Source organism: Candidatus Melainabacteria bacterium (assembly GCA_003963305.1).
GTDB lineage: Bacteria > Cyanobacteriota > Vampirovibrionia > Obscuribacterales > Obscuribacteraceae > PALSA-1081.
The window spans coordinates 218,872-236,645 of the sequence record RXJR01000020.1 but is presented as its reverse complement, the minus strand read 5'-3'; the positions used below and the strand labels follow the sequence as shown (position 1 = coordinate 236,645).

Annotated in this window: 16 protein-coding genes; 11 read left to right on the top strand and 5 right to left on the bottom strand. The window is 49.5% G+C overall.

What is annotated here, in order from left to right; translation table 11 throughout:
• The coding region (locus EKK48_20000; protein ID RTL39327.1) for an RND transporter at positions 1-96 on the bottom strand (96 nt) is incomplete at its 3' end.
• A gap of 281 nt (positions 97-377) precedes the next feature.
• Between EKK48_20000 and EKK48_19995 the strand changes: the two genes are divergently transcribed.
• The 4 genes from EKK48_19995 (at position 378) to EKK48_19980 (ending at position 5,341) form a co-directional block, all read left to right on the top strand.
• Entirely contained in the window at positions 378-2,183 is a 1,806-nt protein-coding gene (locus EKK48_19995) for a tetratricopeptide repeat protein (GenBank protein ID RTL39326.1), read from the top strand.
• A 68-nt stretch (positions 2,184-2,251) separates the two neighbouring features.
• Positions 2,252-2,656 (top strand): hypothetical protein, encoded by a 405-nt coding sequence (locus EKK48_19990; GenBank protein ID RTL39325.1) that lies wholly within the window; start codon positions 2,252-2,254, stop codon positions 2,654-2,656.
• The gene (locus EKK48_19985) at positions 2,653-3,645 is read left to right on the top strand and encodes a hypothetical protein (GenBank protein ID RTL39324.1); all 993 of its coding nucleotides are present in this window, start codon (positions 2,653-2,655) and stop codon (positions 3,643-3,645) included. The genes EKK48_19990 and EKK48_19985 overlap by 4 nt, the downstream gene beginning before the upstream one ends.
• A 1-nt stretch (position 3,646) precedes the next feature.
• Entirely contained in the window at positions 3,647-5,341 is a 1,695-nt protein-coding gene (locus EKK48_19980) for a hypothetical protein (protein ID RTL39323.1), read from the top strand.
• Between the two features lie 6 nt (positions 5,342-5,347).
• On the opposite strand, the gene EKK48_19975 is transcribed toward EKK48_19980, so the two are convergent.
• Complete coding sequence (locus EKK48_19975; GenBank protein ID RTL39322.1) at positions 5,348-7,885, bottom strand: hypothetical protein; 2,538 nt, start codon at positions 7,883-7,885, stop codon at positions 5,348-5,350.
• Between the two features lie 390 nt (positions 7,886-8,275).
• Here EKK48_19975 and EKK48_19970 point away from each other — a divergent pair, with 390 nt between their 5' ends.
• Positions 8,276-8,725 carry a hypothetical protein gene (locus EKK48_19970; protein RTL39321.1) on the top strand — a complete coding sequence of 150 codons (450 nt, stop codon included), beginning with the start codon at positions 8,276-8,278 and terminating at the stop codon, positions 8,723-8,725.
• 277 nt (positions 8,726-9,002) lie between these two features.
• On the opposite strand, the gene EKK48_19965 is transcribed toward EKK48_19970, so the two are convergent.
• The 3 genes from EKK48_19965 to EKK48_19955 all read right to left on the bottom strand — a co-directional run bounded on the left by EKK48_19965 (position 9,003) and on the right by EKK48_19955 (position 12,914).
• Positions 9,003-10,556, bottom strand: coding sequence for a GAF domain-containing protein (locus EKK48_19965; GenBank protein ID RTL39320.1), 1,554 nt, complete (start codon positions 10,554-10,556; stop codon positions 9,003-9,005).
• A 92-nt stretch (positions 10,557-10,648) separates the two neighbouring features.
• Entirely contained in the window at positions 10,649-11,428 is a 780-nt protein-coding gene (gene lepB, locus EKK48_19960; protein ID RTL39319.1) for a signal peptidase I, read from the bottom strand.
• A 79-nt stretch (positions 11,429-11,507) separates the two neighbouring features.
• Entirely contained in the window at positions 11,508-12,914 is a 1,407-nt protein-coding gene (locus EKK48_19955; protein RTL39318.1) for an aminomethyl-transferring glycine dehydrogenase subunit GcvPA, read from the bottom strand.
• 219 nt (positions 12,915-13,133) lie between these two features.
• Here EKK48_19955 and EKK48_19950 point away from each other — a divergent pair, with 219 nt between their 5' ends.
• From EKK48_19950 to EKK48_19925, 6 genes are all read left to right on the top strand, one after another.
• Positions 13,134-13,772, top strand: coding sequence for an aminoacyl-tRNA hydrolase (locus tag EKK48_19950; protein RTL39317.1), 639 nt, complete (start codon positions 13,134-13,136; stop codon positions 13,770-13,772).
• A 398-nt stretch (positions 13,773-14,170) separates the two neighbouring features.
• On the top strand, positions 14,171-15,568 hold the full coding sequence (locus tag EKK48_19945) for a cytochrome-c oxidase (protein RTL39316.1): 1,398 nt from the start codon (positions 14,171-14,173) through the stop codon (positions 15,566-15,568).
• Positions 15,568-16,509, top strand: a complete 942-nt coding sequence (locus EKK48_19940) for a c-type cytochrome (GenBank protein ID RTL39315.1) — start codon at positions 15,568-15,570, stop codon at positions 16,507-16,509. The genes EKK48_19945 and EKK48_19940 overlap by 1 nt, the downstream gene beginning before the upstream one ends.
• Positions 16,509-16,772, top strand: a complete 264-nt coding sequence (ccoS, locus tag EKK48_19935; GenBank protein RTL39314.1) for a cbb3-type cytochrome oxidase assembly protein CcoS — start codon at positions 16,509-16,511, stop codon at positions 16,770-16,772. Before EKK48_19940 ends, ccoS begins: the two co-directional genes overlap by 1 nt.
• Positions 16,765-16,968 carry a hypothetical protein gene (locus EKK48_19930; GenBank protein ID RTL39313.1) on the top strand — a complete coding sequence of 68 codons (204 nt, stop codon included), beginning with the start codon at positions 16,765-16,767 and terminating at the stop codon, positions 16,966-16,968. Before ccoS ends, EKK48_19930 begins: the two co-directional genes overlap by 8 nt.
• An 8-nt stretch (positions 16,969-16,976) precedes the next feature.
• Positions 16,977-17,771 carry a c-type cytochrome gene (locus EKK48_19925; protein RTL39312.1) on the top strand — a complete coding sequence of 265 codons (795 nt, stop codon included), beginning with the start codon at positions 16,977-16,979 and terminating at the stop codon, positions 17,769-17,771.
• The last annotated feature ends 3 nt before the right edge of the window (positions 17,772-17,774 follow it).

Sequence of the window (17,774 nt, the reverse complement as noted above, 5' to 3'; positions counted from 1 at the left end):
AACCACCACCACCACCGAAACCACCACCACCACCAAAACCACCACCACCACCACCACCACCACCACCACCACCAAAACCACCACCACCACCACCACCGCCTCCTCCACCTCCGCCGGGTTAGACCGAGCAGGGCAAAGAGGATACAAACCGGGAAGCTGCCTCCAGGGAGAACTGATCACTCTCCCGGAGGTAACTCCCAAAAACTGGAACCTGCCAGCCGGGCGGACTGATCATTCGTTCTGCGGCGTGCTCCAAACCAATTCGATCGAATCAAGCCTTGCCTCTGGGAAATTGTTTCCCCGAGGCAAACTTGTTAATGAAGCTCGTGTGGTAAGTTATTCACCGTTTATAAGTGAGCGAAAGTCGGGCTAGGTATATGACTGAAGAAAGTACTGAAAACAAAAGACGTATCCTGGAGGAGGCTCAGAACACAGCCGATGCTGAAACGTTCTCTGAGCACAACTTTGGTCCTGAGCAGATTGTCGAAATGAATCAGGGACTGCCTGAGAAAAGCATCGTTCTGTATCTGCCTCCTGATTACGACAAGAAATTGCTGCCAGTGAAAGCGAGAGCTCTGCGTGACTGGTTTGAGACCGACGATAAAACACGCATGCATGCTCGTTTTTGCTTACCGCTAACGATGGCAAGCGGTATTGGCTATTACATCTTGTCTCCCGCTACATTCACTGTTGAGTGGGACGGCGACCATACTCACGATGCGCAGGTTGAGATTCTCGATGCTTCTTCACATGCGCAGATTGACAATCATTCCTCCTACGGCAGTTTTACAGTGCAGGCGCGTTTCATTGCTCGCACCAAAAACATCGGTGATTTCGTCTACATCAAAGGGGTCTCCAATCAATACCGAAAGCCTTTCAACGTTCTGGAGGCGATGATTGAATCGTGGTGGACGCCTTCTGAGTTTGGAATCGTCTGTCTTGTCAACCAGCCTGGCAAGTTCACTATTAAGAAAGGTGAGCCACTGGCGCAAATGTTTGTCATTAATATGGAACAAGCCCAGTACGGCTTGGCTACCGCCGACGGGTACCCACCCTTCTGGGATGAATGGACGGAGCGGCGTAAGCCTGAGGTTTATAACGGCAGAAACATGGATTATCTGAGAGGGGTTTTGCCGGACCAGACACCTGTTTGCCCGCATTTGAAAAATTGGGGCGAGGCGCCGCAAATGCCAAGTACTATCTCTGTCGGCAAGTCGGTTACTCAGTTGTGGACTGCAGGCGAAGTGGCTCGACGGGCGGGGAATCGCGATGAAGCTGTCAAGAATTATAATGCAGCCCTGCAGTTGGCTGAAGAGAAAAATGAAGTAACCGAGAATCTGCTCTTCTTGCTTATGAACGTGGCGAGGGAGTTTCAACTTATAAGCGATCACGCTCTGGCGATACGTCTCCTGCAGAAGTGTGTCGAATTGAGTGAGCGCTACCAGCCAAACCTGGAGTTCAATGCTGATTTATACAATGACATAGCGTATTCGCAGCGCTCGACTAGAGATTTCGACGGCGCAGTTAAAAGTTTAAATGAGTCTTTGCGGCGAAAGCGGGCGAACAACGCGCCACCATTGAGTCTGGCTCGCACTTTGATTGACCTGGGTACGTTGCATGATTTTTGTCTGCGTCGCGAGCAGGCAGCGCCATTGCTAACCGAGGCGCGTGCCATTTATGCCGCGCATTTACCGGACAATGACCCTCAGCATCTGTATTTGAAGAATGTCTATGCTTGTTTGCTTACTCACATTGGCAAGTTTGATGACGCGGAGAAGCTTTATGATGAAGTGATTCGTGAGCGAACCAAACTGCTGGGCGAAGACTCTATAGATGTTGGTTTCACCTACAACGACCTTGGTTTTCATCACAAGTCGACGGGCAATTTCGAAGCTGCAGAGAAAGCTTTTCGAAAGTGTATTGAAATCAGAGAAAAACAGCTTGGACACGATCACCTGGAAGTGGCCATGGCTTATGAAGATTTGAGCTGGATGTTCCGCGAATCTAACAATTTCGCTCAAGCCAGAAAAGAACTTGAAAAAGCGCTGGAGATTCGCAAAAAGCTCCTTGTTCCCGGCGACCCTCAAGTGCACCTCACTTATCTTGCCATTGCTGATGTTTGCAACGAGATGGGCGATAAAGAGTCAGCCGCTCAATTTCGTAAGCGTGCCGAACAGAAGTAGGCTCAAAAATGGCAATCAATAAGTTATAGTTGTATCAAGTCCAAGCCTGTGAAATAGCGAAGTAACCGATGACATCAACTATTGGCACAAAGCAAGCGCGTATAGTCTCTGACGGCTTTCATATGTTTGCGCATAAGCCTACCCAGTTGCAAACGTTGATTATTCCCGAAGTTTATCTTTTGCAAGTGCCCATGCCGGCGGATGCAATTGAAGTCTTTAGAACGTTTCGCATTGGCAGTGGCAAATTGCGCCATGACAAGAGCAATATTACGTTCGATATGATTGATGGTTCGGTCATTTTGAGCGAAATATTCTTGACGCCGGACTTTGGTATCTCTGTTGTTTGTGATCCTGATATGGCGCGCTTCGAGTTTCTTCCTGCTGCTACGCGCAGCAATTTCTCGAAGTTATTTCAGTTCAAGACCATGGATGGATTTGTATTCGAACCGCGTTGTTATTTTAAAGTGCTATGAGCAGCGACGAAGAAAATAGAAAAACCAGGCGACCGCCTTTTATACCACCAGTGGTGCACCCCGATACTCTTGTGGTGCCGCCAAATACTATCTATCTGGTGCCGGATCAACTGGAGTTCGCCGGTAAGCCATATTACTTTGAAAAGTGTGGCAGCAAGCGGGCCTGGTTCACAAGCTACTTCTACAACTGCTTGCCGATTGTCTTTGGCAGCCAGCATGGATTTTTGTTGACGGCGACAAATTCTTTTGTTCTTCGCTGGGATGGAACGGACAAGAATGACGGTGTTTCGGTTCACCAGCTGGACGCAACGAATCGCGATGATTTGACAGTCGTGTCTCACTTTGGGCACGGCATTGTGACGGTGCAATCGCGTCATTATTTCCGCACTCCAAAAGGCGTAAACATGATGGTCAAGGCTCCGCCTAACTATCCTGTGCATGGATTGTCGTGGATGGATGCTGTCGTTGAAACAGACAACCTCCGTCGCGACTTTACTTTCAACATCAAAATTACGCGCCCGCAAATGGATATTTATATCGAGAAGGGCACGCCGCTTGGTTGCATCGTTCCGTATCCTCGCTTCTTCCTGGATAAATATGAAATGGTGGCGCTGAGCGACCCTGAAGAATTGAACAAGGCTGTCGAGACTGCTAATTTCTACGGTATTGAACGCGATCAGTACGATGGTGAAAAACCGAGATTGCGCTACATGGAAGGTCGAGACATCTATAACAATTTCTATGACATGCACCAGAAATCACTCGATAGTGGTGAATGGTGGAATTCTGCCGATGCGCGCGTCGAGCGAAAGAAGATGCAGCAAGACCAGCCTGCAGCCGGAAAGGATGCGCCGCAGCCAGGTCAATCTGCTTCCTCCGAGTCGTCCAGTCAACCGGCTCAGCAACAAGCGCCGCAGATTTTACAGTGCCCCGTCACCGGCAAAAAATTCGACCACACCGGTAAAGAATTGAAAGACGAAGACTCCTGACGTGACCGAATCACCATCGCGATTTATCAGAGATGGAATCGAATGCGAAGAAGTCCAGAGCGCTCGACGATTGTCTGAGTCGCTTTTGTGGACTTTGCAGGAAGAGTATTATGCCAGTCAAAGTTTGAATGCCTGGGAGCGGGTGCCGTTCTATTCGACCAGCCGCATGATGTTTGTTGGCGCCATTGCTGAATTGGTAAATTCATTCTTGTTGGATTGTATCGACGAGTTTGATCCGCAAAGCCCGATTTACATTTTGGAATTAGGCGGGGGCAGCGGATGTTTCGCATATCGTTTTATCAATCATCTGAAAGAGCTGATGGGTGATTTCGAGAGACTGAAGAAACTCGAGCTGCGGTACATTCTTTCTGACTTTACGAAATCGAATATTGATGCGCATCTAAGCAACTTGCGTCTGAAGCCTTTTTTTGATTCCGGCGAGCTGGATGTTGGTGTTTACAGTCCGGAGAATGACACCGCAATCAAGCTTGAAGTTTCCGGTGCATTATTGGAGCGTGGCGCGCTAAAGAATCCGCTCTTGGTCATCGCTAACTATCTTTTCGACACGATCAAGCACGATGCGTTTAGAGTCGTTGACGGGAGTTTGCAGGAAACTAAGTTCGCACTGTTTAGAGAAGTTTCGCGTCAGTCAGACAGCGACAGTGATCGAGATGGCTCAGGCTCTCGCTTGTCAGGGAGCGACTATGATCAAGACGGATCAGACGCTCGCAGAACTAATCCGACCATTCAAGAGATTAGAATGTCCGAAGTTTACTCAGATCTAGAATTGCCATATTATCGCGATCCTCATCTTGATTCGATTCTCCACTTCTATCGCAGCGAACTGAGCGATTCAAGCGTGATTTTTCCGATCGGTGCAATGCGGTCGATAGCCAATTTGTCTCACCTGGCTGCTGATAAGCTCGCACTTTTCGTCAGCGACAAAGGTTTTGCCAGTCTGGAATCCAAGCAAGTGCTTGGGTTGAGAACTCAGGAATTCGCTGAACATGGTGCCTTTTCCTTTGACGTCAATTTTGACGCTTTGCAGAGGTACGTTGAGAACAGGGGCGGCAATGCTTTGATAGAGTCAGGCGATCATTCCAGTTTAGGATTTATGTTTGCCACCACCTGGAAGCCAACATGTGAACTTACTCGTCACTTTTTTCGACAGTACTTACAAAAGCGCGACATTTGCAATGCTAGCTATAACCTGGAAGAGTTTACTTTTGTCGGTTGTGAGAAAGGGCAAAATTTCGTCCGTCCCTATCTGACAAATTTTATTTCGATTGTTCAGAGTTCTAATTTTGATCCGTTTATCTTTGATGGTGCCTTTGCAAGACTATTCGAAAATCTTGTGCCGGAGCTGACGGAGATGGATCTTGAACAGGAGCATGAGGTTACCGATCTGGTGGGTCGTACCTTCAGGAACGTTTTTAATGTCGCCAATGATTATTGCGATCTTGCCGCAATTTTTGAATTTTGCATGTGCTGGCAGAAGTACGAATTTTGTCTGGCACTGGCTAAGGAAGCCAATGCCAGCCTTGGAGTGTCGCGGAAAGCTTTTGACTATGCGGCCATTGCAAGCGAGCATCTAGATCGCCGAGAGGATGCGTACGAGTACTTTCGTCAGGCTCTGGAATTGGAACCAGATCACGATTGGGCCCGCGAAGGAATGGAACGCAATAAACCTCAGTAGTGCTTATTAATTGGCGCGGGCAATGGTGAATTTGACTATGCTATCGCCTTTTTGCAGAAGCACCTTCCCCATGCGCTTCATTCCGGCCGCTGCCCAATCACGGTCGCTCGTAGGAAGCCTGGTCGCTCGTTGGAAATACTCATAAGCTTCTCGGTATTTTTTCAAGGCTTCGCAACTCAGTGCGGCATGATCGATGGCTGTGCTCACGTCACCATAAGTTTCAATGATCTCTTCGCTGAACTTCAGGCACTCTTCAAACCAATCAATTTGTATATAGAGACGCAAGATACTGTCGAAAATTTTGTGATTGTCATCGATGATGTATATGTTTCGTATGGTGCGGTGAAGAGTTTCTTGTAGCTCGCTCCGCACCTGTACATTCATCTCTTCGAGATCTTTAAAACGTTCGTCGAGTAGATCCTTGTGAGCAATTGCAAACATTTGAGGGTCGTAATTGAATGCCTTCACGATCGACAGAAACAGGGCGACACGGGAAGATTCGTAGTCACCGGCGCGCAGTCCATTTTTGATCAAGTCGGCGATTTGTAATTGCGAATCGAGGAAATTTTTCCTTTGCAAATAGTGCTTGAAATAATGTGCAGTGTTTTGAAAACGGTTGCTGATCATTGAATTAAACGCGACGCGCAAACCTGAATAGTCCAGGTTCTCAACTAAAGACGTCCCGCCGTTTTCTTTGAAGAGTCTGGATATGGCCATGAAATTTACATCGAAAGTACAGTATCCGTGCCTGTCGAAATCCAGCTTCTTGAGACCGGTTGTTCGTTCTGTATCGAATCTCACGTATCCCTGGTCTGCCGAGATGAGGATCAGTTTTTCGTCGCAAAATGCCGCTAAGTTGTCTATGCAATTTAGCGCGCCAATCGGCATCGTAAACGTGGCTTCTTTGATTTCGTCTCTAAAGGCAGCCATGATATTGTCGAATGCTGCGTTTTCATAGTATGGACCTTCGACGTCGAGAAAGCGTTCTACGATGTGCAAATCGTCCAGCGATGGCTGCGCTCCGAACGAACCATCGGGATCTTCTCTGAAGACGGTAACTTTGGATTCTTGCAAGATGCCATTTGTAATCCGGAAAGCATCTTGCTCGATGCTGTCGAAAACATGATTGGCAATGACGATGAGCGGGTTCTTTATGTCCTTAGGTGTGAGCGTTTGTCCTGATCGACGCAATTCGAGTTTTCGATCTTTTTGTGCTTTAAATACAGCGAAGTCTAAAATTCCCTGCTCATAAAGGGCGTTGAGATTTTTGTTTTCTGCCCATTTTTTGACAATCGCTTCCGAAAAATCAGTCAGGATGTATTTCAGTTTCACCTTTTTCAGATTGTCGAAATCTTCCAGATTTTCAACAAAATCGTTGAGAAAGCGATATGCAAAACAACCGCTGCCGCCGCCAATTTCCAGAATGTAGAGTGGCTGTTCCGGATCGATCAGAGAAGAGCAATCGGTGAGTGCGGAAGTTACAAGTTCAACATACGCTTCTACGAATGGCATGCGGTTGGTTGAATAGAACTGATCTCCTGTCCACAAATTTTGACGCTGCTTTTCAAAATATTCTTCTTGCAGCGACCAGAGCATCGACTCCGACAAGCGCTTGTCGCTTTCGAGAATCTGTCTTGGTACGCCATCTTGTACGCTTATGGTCGGAATTAAGCCACCCAAGCGTCTGCAGGCAAATAGAATCTCCGGACTCGTTTTGCCCTGAGCGTCGTAATTGCAGACATTTTGCGCTATCAATCCCAGTCTTTCATTGAATGTTTGATAACGATCTGGCTCGAAAAGTGGCACTTCAAATGGATTTTGATCAGCTCTCTGGAATGTGAATGAGATACTGATACGAGGATTCTCTGCCTTAGGGGAACTGCGACTGCCCCAGTGCAGCAATGCTTCAGTCCATCCCAACACGTCGCCTTCGCTGGCAGGAAGTGCGCGCACATTCTGCAATTCATGCAGATCACGACGATCGAGATCTCCAGGCGGATAATTGGGATCAAGCGGTGATGGCACTATGTAAATGCAACCATTAGCCGGCGTCGCTTCAGTCAGCGGAATCCAGGTGGTGAGAGTGGCTGGCAGACCAGTTTCAAGCACTGTGTTTACTGATGGACGATCGCGATGATGTCCCCAGCCTTTGCTGTTTTTATCGGTGGGTATGTACCAGCACCAGAAGTTCGGCACCTGCTTGTAGCCCTTGTCGAGAATGGCTTCAAATAGTTGCTGCAGTGAAAAGAAAAGCTCCCAGTATTCGTCATAGATGATGGCGAATGGTGTCGGCCAACCCGCTTTGTGAAGGTTTTCGACGCCTCTGGCGAGTTTTGTAGTAAGTTTGGGATCCAGTAGTTTATGGACTTGAAAATACCCTTCGGCTTTCAGACTGGCTTTTGCTTCTTCCAGTTTGGCTGGATCAATTTCCAGCGGTGTTATCGTAAATGGTTTTGCTTCATCAGTAATGTGCAAATCTGGGTTCAGGCGCTGCCAGAAGTTCTTGTCTCGTGCTTGCTCGAATCGCAAATGAAATTCGTTCATTGGATGTTCCTGAAATATTGAAGCTGCACTAAATATATCATTCGTAGCCCGACAGTAGCGGTATCGGGTGTGGTGACGGGCTGTGGTGACGCTGGAGTGACCGGGTCGGCCGTTATGGGATAGGGCGCTACTTGTTGAGGGATAACGCGCCGGTTAAATGTGTATCTGTCTGAAGACTGCACGTAGATGTAGTTTTTTCTCTTTCGAGCCCCGCAAGTGGTCACGCGGGATGTGCTTACTAACCGGTTGGTTGATTATTTTGACACCCTGGAATGCCCTCCAGTTCATCAATTGCGGCTATTATGAGATATGTCTAATGTGAAAACAGGAATCTAAACGGAGATGACTGCGTCGTTAGATTCGTAAGGCGGAATGAAAAGGAACAAAGACATGAGCAACAAACTTTTAGCTGGATTACTTGTGGGAGCCACATTCCTGGCTGCCAGTTTGAACTCACCAGCGCAAGCCAGGAATAATGACCTGCAGAATTTGCTAAACGCACAGGCCATGCAAGCCTATCAGCAAAATCTGCTCAACCAGCAATACGGTTACGGATATGGTTATGGCTACGGTCAGGGCAGCGGAATTGGCGCCCCCGGTATCGATCCTAACGACCCGCTGGCATTCCAGAAAGCTCAGTATCGACAGTGGTTGGCAACTCAGGGCGGCAACAGAGCATATTCCAATCAGGGTTTTATGAACTCACAATTCTACAGGCCAAATTATCGCCAGAACCATAACTGGAACGGACGAGGCAATGGCTATTACAGCGGTAGCAACGGCTACTACAACGGTGGCAGCGGCTACTACAACGGTCGAACCATGCCGCATCATCACTAAGCGGTTTCGAGAACGTCGGCAGCGACAGTTGACGTTGGCAGAGCGAACGGCGTCTGGGTGACCAGGCGCCGTTTTATTCTGACGCGGCAGGAATATGGACCGCACGCGTCCCGCGTCTGCTTTATACGCTCCGGTACCAGATGCAGTGCCATATGTGCAAGCACGCAGGATGCGTGCGTTCCATGTGCACGCAGGATGCGTGCGTTCCATGTGCACGCGAGACGCGTGCGGTCCATCTGGCACGCGTCTCGCGTGCGGTCCATTGCGCTTGCGTGAGTTAGTCCAGCGATTGATAGTCGGCTGGTAACCCAGCGTTGTACATCTTTTCAAAGGCGTCTTTGATCCCGTCTTCGCCTTTTTTCGGATTAGACCCGCACAACAGCTCGACCAGCCTCATCCACGAGATGCTTTTGAACATATCGTAGTCAGGGCGTTCTTCCTTGTTGCCGCGTTCAGACTCCATTACTTTGATGACTCGATGTGATGGAATCTGATAGAACGCGTCGACGCAAGCTGCTTCGAAGTGATTATCTTTACCGGTCTGCATGATTTCGCTGACCTTATCGATAGGCATACGGTTGCGGTAATGACGCACCGAAGTCAACGCATCAAAGACATCAGCGACTGCGATGATTCGCGATAGAAACGGAATATCGTCGCCTTTCAATCCTCTGTAATAACCTGAACCATCAACCTTTTCATGGTGGCACGAAGCTACAAACGGTACTGATGCCAACCGCCGAGTAAATGGAAGATTAGACAACAGTTCGTATGTGATATTGGCATGCTGCTGCACGAGCGCATACTCTTCTGGAGTCAGACGTCCGTTCTTCCAGAGCACTGCTTCAGGCACTCCGATTTTTCCGTAGTCATGCATCATGGCCGAATAGCGCAGCACATCGACATCATCGTCAGCAATGCTCATGTGCTGTCCGACCAGCAAGCTGTAGTTGGTGACGCGCATCGAATGACCAGCTGTGAGCGGGTCGCGACGGTCAATTGTCTGAGCGAGCGTCTCGAGTGTCTTGTCGACAAATCGCTCGATTTCTTGATAAGCCTGTGCTTGTTCGATCAAGCCGGCTGCAACTGCAGTTAAGCCCTGAAGCCAGTCTTCATCTTCATTTGTGAATGGTCCGCCGACTTTGTTTAAGACCTGGAAGACACCGATAACTTCGCCGCTGCGATTGAGCATTGGAACGCAGAGCACACTTTGCGTGTGGTATCCGGTGGATTTATCGACCTCCGGATCGAAGCGTCCATCGGCGTAGGCATCTGGAATGTTGATTACTTGCGCGGTGCGGGCGCACTCGCTGACGATGCTCGTTCCCTGCAATGGAATACGAATCATGCGGTGGCCGATCAACCCCTGAGCGACCTGTGTCCACAGTTCCTGCTTGCTTGCTTCCAACACGAAAACACTGCATCGATCGCATTTGAGCATCATCTGGGTTTCGCGCGTGATCACATCGAGCAGCGAATCTAAACGACGCTCGGTTGCCATCGCTTTGACGACACGATAGAGTCCGCTGAGCGGGCGCAATCGATCTAATTCTTCTTGCAATCGCAGCGCTTTGATCTCGCGCTCAATCAATTGCACTTCGCGCTTGTTCAAGTCTGTCTGAATTTGTTTCAGCTCTTCAACTTGTTCTTCGGCTCCCTTGCCTTCCAGCGACGACAGAGCAGAACTGCAAGGCTCTTCGGTTTTGGAGGAACTGGCTTTACGGCTTCCCTTAACGTATTTGGGTCTACCAGAGTCTTTGCTCGAAGTCATGTGTATGCTGTCTCCCCCTGAAGGTGATGAGCCTTCGCGCCCAATGCGTGACAATCCCATGCTTATATACCCAGTGGTACATGGAACACTTGCCAATGTCTACTCATTCTTGCAAGAATGCGTGGAAATGCAAGCCTTTGCCCGAACTGACTTTATTCGTCCAGAATTTGTGGGTAGGGTGGCGGATTCAGCTGGCGCCAGAAAAGCAAACAGGCTCGTCCAACAATCCGTTTCTGGTCAAGAAATCCCCATACGTGGCTGTCTTCTGAGTTGTTGCGGTTGTCGCCCATCATGAAAAGGTGACCGGGCGGCACAATGATGGGCTCGTTGAGCTGATTGGCGCGGTAGGGCTGAATTACTCCACCATCTGTCGAGCGACCGCCGATGTCGCCTAAAACATTCAAGTCGTAATTGGGCTTCTCTTTAATGTAGCTAGATTCGTCAAGCAGCTGTCCGTTAATGTAGACGCCCACGCCGTGTTGAATGCGGATGTGGTCGCCTGGTAGACCGATCGTGCGTTTAATGAAAGCTGGCTCATATGGAAGGAAAGGCAGACCGGTCAATCGTCCCAGAACTGTCAGCGGATCATTCTTTAGATCTTGACCGCCCAGTTCGATGGGTGGTGGATAGAAAACGAGAATGTCGCCGCGCTGAATTTTCTTGCCCAGATGCCCGGATACTTTTTCTACGAGCAAGCGGTCGTTAATTTGCAGAGTCGGTTCCATCGAACTCGACGGAATGTATCTTGCTTCAGCCAGCGCCCAGCGAATCACAATCAAAAGAACGAGAGTGACGACTACAAGCTCAACGATTTCTCTAATGAAGCCCTGAACCGAATTTGGTTTTGCCTTCTTAGTTTCGGAAGCACCATCAGTTGTTTTTGTGTCTGAAGGCATGTCGCTTCTCTGTGTTGTGATTGAGTCTGGGTCCATGAACGAGTTGAGCCTCGTAGGTAGTAGTGAGCGCAAAGGCGCCTGGCAGGGCAGCTGCCGCAGTGCGGCTATCTGGAGATTATACCTTCATCATGCTGCTTTCTTCACGCTTAGCACTTGGCTTGGCTGTAGCGCAGTGGGTTTTGAATTCTTGCACAAATTTGTCGAGGTCTTCGCGCGAATTCATTTCGGTGACGGCGATCAGTATCTGGTTCTTCAGCTCCGGACGGAACGTAGAAAGGTCGATACCTGCAAGTATGCCGCGCTCCTTCAATGCACTGAGAAGAGTTGAAACTGGCTGCTCGACTTGAATTACAAATTCGTTGAGGAATGGCTGCTTGTAAGCGAGAGTGACGCCAGGAATTTGGGTCAGTTGTTCTGCCAGATAGTGAGCGCGTTGTGCACTGATCGAGCACAGCTGCTTCAAGCCGCCCGGTCCAATAGCTGTTATGTAGACCAGCATGGCCAGCGCATTGAGCGCCTGGTTGGTGCAGATGTTCGAGGTCGCTTTGGCGCGTCTGATGTGTTGTTCTCTGGTCTGAAGAGTCAGTGTGAAGGCTCTGTTGCCACGATTGTCGACAGTGACTCCAGCCAGACGACCGGGCAACTGACGAATGAAATCCTTACGGCAAGCCATATAACCGGCTGAAGGTCCGCCAAAGGACAATGAATTTCCGCATGGTTGTGCATCGCCAACTACAATGTCGGCGCCGAACTCACCAGGTGGTGTCAACAGTCCGAGACTGATTGGTTCGCTCACGACAACAAGCAATGCGCCTTTGTCGTGCGCTTTCTTGGCTAATTCTGAGATGTCTTCGAGGGCACCGAAGTAATTTGGATATTGAACAATCAGAGCTGCAACGTCTTCGTCTAGATTCAAGGCATCGATATCTGTGACGCCGTCTTTTGCAGGAGCCGTCTGCCACTCGAGTCCGCATGAATTCACGTATGTCTGCGTCACCATTTCGTATTCAGGGTTGACGCTTGCGCTGACGACGATCTTCTTGCGGCTGTTCAAGCGAGCAGCCATCAGAGCGGCTTCAGCGCAGGCGGTCGGTCCGTCGTACATCGACGCGTTTGCTACTTCCATGCCTGTGAGCAGGCAGATAGCCGTTTGAAATTCGTAGATGACTTGCAGGCTGCCCTGACTTACTTCCGGTTGATAGGGTGTGTAAGCTGTGGCGAATTCTCCTCGCGATATTACTGCCGGCACGATCGAAGGTACGAATCTTCTGTACGAGCCGCCTCCAAGGAATGATGCAGATGACGATGCAGGTTTGTTTTTGGCCGCCAGAGCAGCGACGTGTTTGGTCAATTCCAATTCGCTCAGCCCTGCGCTCAGCTCCAGAGTCTTCGCTCTCACTTCGGCGGGAATGTGACTGATCAATTCTTCGAAACTGCGCACCCCGATTTCGTGCAGCATTTCTTGCCGCTCATCTTGGGTGTGTGGCAGGTAAGGAAAGCCGGCAAAATTTGTTTCTGTCATCGTCTGCTCGCTACTTAAATAAGTGACGGTGCCTGCTGTATAGTCAGTCAGACACATAAACCAAACAAGCAATAATGCTGCATAAGGCTTTAATACATAAGTGTAGCCGCTGTTTTTACCGATTGATCACGCTTGATCACAACTGTATACACTGATGTGGCGCGTTTCAGGCGAATCGCCCTTTTCGGGCTCACCCAATATTTGTTAATGTACTGACTTATGGCGACCAAACTGATTGTCGGGCTGGGAAATATAGGCAACGAATATGTCGGTACCAGGCATAACGCCGGGTTTTCCGTCATTGATGAATTAGCACAGGCTAACGTTGCCGGCGGCATTGCTGCAGATTTCAAACTGGTCAAAGACTTTCATTCGCATGTTGGCAAGGCAGTTATTAACGGTTCAAGCGTCATTCTTGCCAAGCCCACTACCTATATGAATCTGTCCGGAAGAGCGGTCAACGCCATCCTCAATTATTTCAAAATCGAGCTGCACGATTTGCTCATCGTGCACGACGACGTTTCGTTGCCGCTGGGGCGACTGCGCATGCAGAAGGCTGGTGGCGCCGGAGGACAGCACGGTGTTGAGTCGATTATCGAGGCGCTGGGAGGTCGCAAAGAATTCAGCCGCCTCAAATTCGGCGTCGGACCTGACCCTGGTGGTGCCAGACGTGCTCAGTATGTTCTCTCTCGTATCCCAGCTGCGGACCAGGAGTTATATCAGAAGATGGTGCGCTTATCGGCCGAGGCGATATCGTTCTGGGTGAGCAAAGGCGTAATTGAATCTATGAACAAGTACAACTCGATCAACCTTGCACCACCTCCGCCTGAGAATCCTCAACCCATAGTTTCCGAGTAGTGGGAACTTTTCAAGATCCTGACAAGAGCCGCTGATTATGCGGAATTCAAGATGGCTCTAACTCAGCTTGACTATCTGATTCCAGTTTGATGAGAAAAAGAAAACAATTGCCTGTTTGATAATTGACAAGTTTGATTTTTTCGCTCTGGTAAGGAATGGAAAGCAAGGCGCAGATAAGGTCCTCGCTAAAAGCTTTCCTGAGACATCACTCAGACTTAAGAAATCGACCTGGCACGCGTTACGCTTTGTATCAAACAGAGATTGTCTTTCGGGCGAGGGTAGGCAGACTGCCATAATTTGAACGAAAAATCATGGTTACGGCGATTTCACCGCCTTGTCAGTAGCCTAGAATTTTTCACAATCAGTCCGGGCATTCGCGATTGCGGGGGTGGCTCAAGTTGTCCAACAGTTTAGTAGACAAATTTTTAAGCAATCAGGAAGGTAGCGCCAGCCGCAACTTTTTCCTGTCAGCGCTCTGGTGGTCCCTCTGGGGAATGAGCGCCGGTTTGCTTGCTGGACTTGAGTTCTCAATGCCTGACCTCGTGCACAACATTCCGCAGTTGGCGATGCCGCACTTGCGAATGTTCCACGTCAACGCAGTCGCCATCGGTTGGCTGTCTATGGGTTATGTCGCTGCCATGTTCCATATGGTGCCGACACTTTGCAAGACGAAGCTGTGGAGTGAGCGCTTAGGCAACTTCACCATGTGGGCATGGAACGTGCTGATGATAGGCGCCATGTGCACTCTGCTCAACGGCAACACAGAAGGTCGTGAGTATGCCGAGCTCGGTGCTCTGCTCGATGTCATCGTCATGGTCGGTCTTGTTTCGGTCGCCTGGAACATCTATATGACGGTCGTCAATCGACGCGTCAAAAAATTGTACGTGTCGTTGTGGTATTTCCTCGGCTCACTGTTCTGGTTCCCGCTCGTATACATCATCGGACAGAGAACTTTCGTCTCTCTGCCTGGTTTGAACGACGCCATCATCGGTTGGTTCTACGGTCACAACATTCTCGGTATGTGGTTCACCACAGTCGGTGTCGGCATGATGTATTACTTGCTGCCACGACTGACAGGGGCGCCGCTGTACAGCCACGGTCTATCGATGCTGGGCTTCTGGGGAATTGCCCTCTTCTATGCGCCGACTGGGACGCACCACATTTTGCAATCGCCGGTACCAGAATGGTTGAAGGCTATTGCAGTCATCTCTTCCATCTTCTTGCTCGTGCCGGTATTCACCGTCTTGACCAACTTCTTCATGACCATGAAAGGCAAATGGGGAATGGTCGTAACCGATATCCCGTTGCGATTCGCCGTCACTTCTTGCATGTTCTACCTGGTTACTTGCACACAGGGTCCGTTCCAGGCAACTCGCTGGGTTAACTGGTATCTCCACTTTACTCAATGGGTAGTAGGACACGCTCACCTTGCACTTCTCGGAACTTTCTCATTCATTTTGACTTCGGCGTTCTATTACAGTATGCCGCGATTGACTGGACGGCAGTGGCACAGTCAGGGTCTGATTCGAGCTCACTACTGGCTCAAGTTTTTAGGGTTCAGTTTGATGATGACTTCATTGACGATTGCGGGCTTAGTCCAGTCAGCTGGCTGGCACCATGGCATCCCAGTAGATCAGTGGGTTATTGAACTTGTTCCTTACTGGTTCTTGCGCAGCATCAGCGGAATCATGATCGTCACCGGTCAATTCATATTCGCCTACAACACCTACAAGACGCTGTACACGCGGGCTGTCGTTGTAGCTCCTGCCGCTAAACCCAAGGAGGTCAAAGTCTAATGTACGGCTACCGACTCGGTGCCATTGGTATCGTCATCACGTTTTTCACAATCATCTTCTCAACTGTGTTGATGCCGATGGTCTTGTTTCAACCAAAACCAGCTCACACCGGCAACGACTACAGTACCGAGACTGTTGGTAATGCTGCTCGCGGGCGCCAGATCTACGTTCGAGAAGGTTGCTTCTACTGCCACACGCAATTTACGCGTTTGCAAGACCGTGGCTACGGACCGCTCGTGCAAGCTGGTGACTACAACTATGAAACGCCTCACCAACTTGGTACCGCTCGCACTGGTCCAGACCTGACCAACGAAGGCGGACGCTTCCCATCGCAATGGCAGAAAGCTCACCTTGTACAACCTCGTGCAGTCAAGCCCGGTTCGATAATGCCTTCATTCAGCTACCTGTCTGATGAAGACATGAATGACCTGGTGGCATACATTCAGACTCTCGGAAACAAGCGATTGCCCCAACATTATGTTGAAGCTCCGGATGAGTATCGTGATACCACCGAAGCCGGTCGCGCTCTTCTCGCTCGTCGCCACGTCGACACCAACGCTTCTGCCAGTGCCAATGCTGGTCGCGGTATCTACACACAGAACTGCGCTGCCTGCCACGGACTTGATGGTCGAGGCAACGGTCCAAACTCAATCACTCTGGAAAAGAAACCAGCTAATTTCACTCGTCCGTTCTACAAACAGTATGACGATTCGATGTGGTTCTATCGCACCAGCGAAGGTGTAGCTGGAACCAGAATGCCTCGTTGGAATCAGATTCTCACAGAAGAGCAGCGCTGGTACGTAGTTGCTTATCTGAAGACGCTGCAGAAAGATACGGAAGAGACAGTAGACAAGCTCGAAGACGTGGAGAAGGCACAGCAGGTCAAACTGCCGGTTCTCTCACACGAAGAGTATGAGCCCCACACTGGAGGCGGAGAATAATGTGTCCTAATTGCATTCTCAATCAAGCCGGTCTGCAAGGTGGCATGTACGTTGCCTTCGGAGTATGCGGAGTCTTTTTTATCGTAGCTATCGTCGGTATTCTCTGGGCTTTCAAGAACGGCGAATTCGAAGATATGGAAGCAACTAAATTCGAGATGATGGATGACGACGAAGACGGACCGAATGGTATTCGGGCTCGTCTGGCGGCAGAAAAAGCACGCATGAAAAATTTGTCTTCAGTAAAAGAGGTAACCAATGGCTGACGACGCGAAACAGTCTGTTCGAGCGGCTGATCCGCTCAAACCAGCGGCTGCACCTGCCACCGGTGAAGAGGAGCACTACGAGGAAGTTTCGGAATATCGCATCGGCGAAGGACCGCCTCCTTTGTTTCTCATTCTCTTCTTTTTGTTCATCGTTAGTTGGGCGCTTTTCTCCTGGATTCCCTTCTTCGGATACTAACTAAAAAAATGCGATTACCAATTCGACTGAAGCATGCTTTCTCCCTACTTTTGCTGGCGCCGGGTATGGTGCTGCTCTCTTCATGCTCCAGCAACTTTTCTCTAAAAAACGAGAGTCTGGTTTCGGCTAATCTGACTCGAAAAGCCGATATCTTGACCTATCCCGAAGACAGACCTTCTGTGCCTGACGGTAAAGTTTGGTGGAACCAGCAGAACTGCGCCTCGTGTCATGGTGCCACAGGCAGTGGCGGCTCGGCACCTGTGAATTTGTCCGACAAAGTCTGGATGCGCAAGATCAAGCCTATCGATCAATTCTTGTTTGTTGCTTATGGCAAGCCTGGGACCAATCATCCGGCTCTGGCAGACAAATTGAGCAAACGCCAGATCTGGGACCTGGTCTTCTACACAAGATCACTTGCTGTACCTGAGCTGAACGATGCTGAGATTATGGCAATCGATCCCGTCTTTGGTTCGAACTGTGCTGTTTGCCACGGCAAAAAGGGAAAAGGAGATGGTCCGCTTGCTCACGCTTTAGAGCCTGTGCCTGCTAACTTCTCTCAGTACAACCGATTCTACGATCGCACTGACGATACTCTCTATGACCACATCGCCAACGGCATTAAGTGGGAAGGCATGCCGAACTTCCTCGGTAAGGAAGACAAGGCGAAGAACCTAAAATTCGATGAGGCCTACATCTGGAAACTGGTACAGTATGTTCGAAACTTCCACGAAACCAATTTGGCCACATTGCCAGAAGACACTGGTGCAAACAAATCTGGCTCAGCAGCCAGTTCAAGTAAGTAAGGA